Origin of the sequence: Aeromonas sobria, assembly GCF_050266975.1 — a bacterium.
GTDB classification, from domain to species: domain Bacteria; phylum Pseudomonadota; class Gammaproteobacteria; order Enterobacterales; family Aeromonadaceae; genus Aeromonas; species Aeromonas sobria_B.
The window spans coordinates 1-1,198 of record NZ_JBKISU010000077.1; the positions used below are offsets into that span (position 1 = coordinate 1).

The window sequence follows — 1,198 nt, forward strand, 5'->3', positions numbered from 1 at the left end:
GGTAATCCCCCCGAAAACCTGGGGTGCTCATAAGTAGAATTTTCTCGTATCTTGAACGCAGGAGGTTCTACATGAAAACATCACGCTTTAGCGATGCCCAAATCATCGCCATCCTCAAACAGGCCGAGTCTGGCTCACCCGTCCCTGAACTCTGCCGCGAGCATGGCATCAGTTCCGCGACCTTTTACAAGTGGCGCACCAAATTCGGTGGCATGGATGCCTCTCTCATGGCTCGCCTCAAAGAGCTGGAGGAGGAAAACCGCCGCCTCAAGAAGATGTATGCCGAGGAGCGCCTCAAAGCCGAGATTATCGCCGAGGCCATAGCAAAAAAGTGGTGACGCCATCTGCCCGCAGGGAGATGGCTACCAAAGCCGTGTCACTCTTTGCCATTTCTATCCGGCTAGCCTGCAACATCTTCAAGGTCAGCGAAGGCTGTTATCGCTATCAACCCATGCTCGCCGATGAAAACCAGCTTATTGCGGATTGGTTGCTGCGTATCACCAACAGCCAGCGGAACTGGGGCTTTGGCCTCTGCTTCCTCTACCTGCGTAACGTCAAAGGGTTTGCTTGGAACCACAAGCGGGTCTACCGGATCTATCGGGAGCTTGAACTGAACTTGCGCATCAAGCCCAAGAAGCGACTGGTACGTGAAAAGCCGCAGGCTCTGGCCGTACCTGCCCAGCCTAACCACTGCTGGTCGATGGATTTTATGCACGATCAACTGAGCGATGGTCGGTCAGTGCGACTGTTTAATGTGATCGATGATTTTAACCGCGAGGCGCTGTGCATTGAGGTCGATTTTTCATTGCCCGCTTCACGGGTCAAGCGCGCACTGGAGCAGGTGATTGAGTGGCGTGGCAAACCGGCGATGATCCGGTGCGATAATGGACCAGAATATATCAGCGAAGTGCTCAAGGCGTGGGCGGCGAAACAGGAGATCACCTTGGGGTATATCCAACCAAGCAATCCTCAGCAGAACGCGTACATAGAGCGGTTTAACAGAACGGTACGTTACGATTGGTTGGCTCATCATCTGTTTGGCACACTGGAGGAGCTCCAAGAGTTTGCAACACAATGGCTATGGGTTTATAACCATGAGCGGCCCAATATGGCGCTGGATGGTTATACCCCAAAGCAGCATCTGACAAAGGCTGCATGACCTCTACTTTTGAATGCCCCTAAAAATGGGGGGATTACC

The 1,198-nt window shown here is 53.0% G+C and carries 1 protein-coding gene; it reads left to right on the forward strand.

Going from position 1 to position 1,198, the window contains the following annotated elements; translation table 11 throughout:
• The first annotated feature begins 71 nt into the window (after positions 1 to 71).
• A protein-coding gene (locus tag ACLHZ1_RS20475; protein WP_427263527.1) for an IS3 family transposase occupies positions 72 to 1,159 on the forward strand; the annotation gives its coding sequence in 2 pieces (ribosomal slippage) (positions 72 to 321 and positions 321 to 1,159; 1,089 coding nt in all).
• The last annotated feature ends 39 nt before the right edge of the window (positions 1,160 to 1,198 follow it).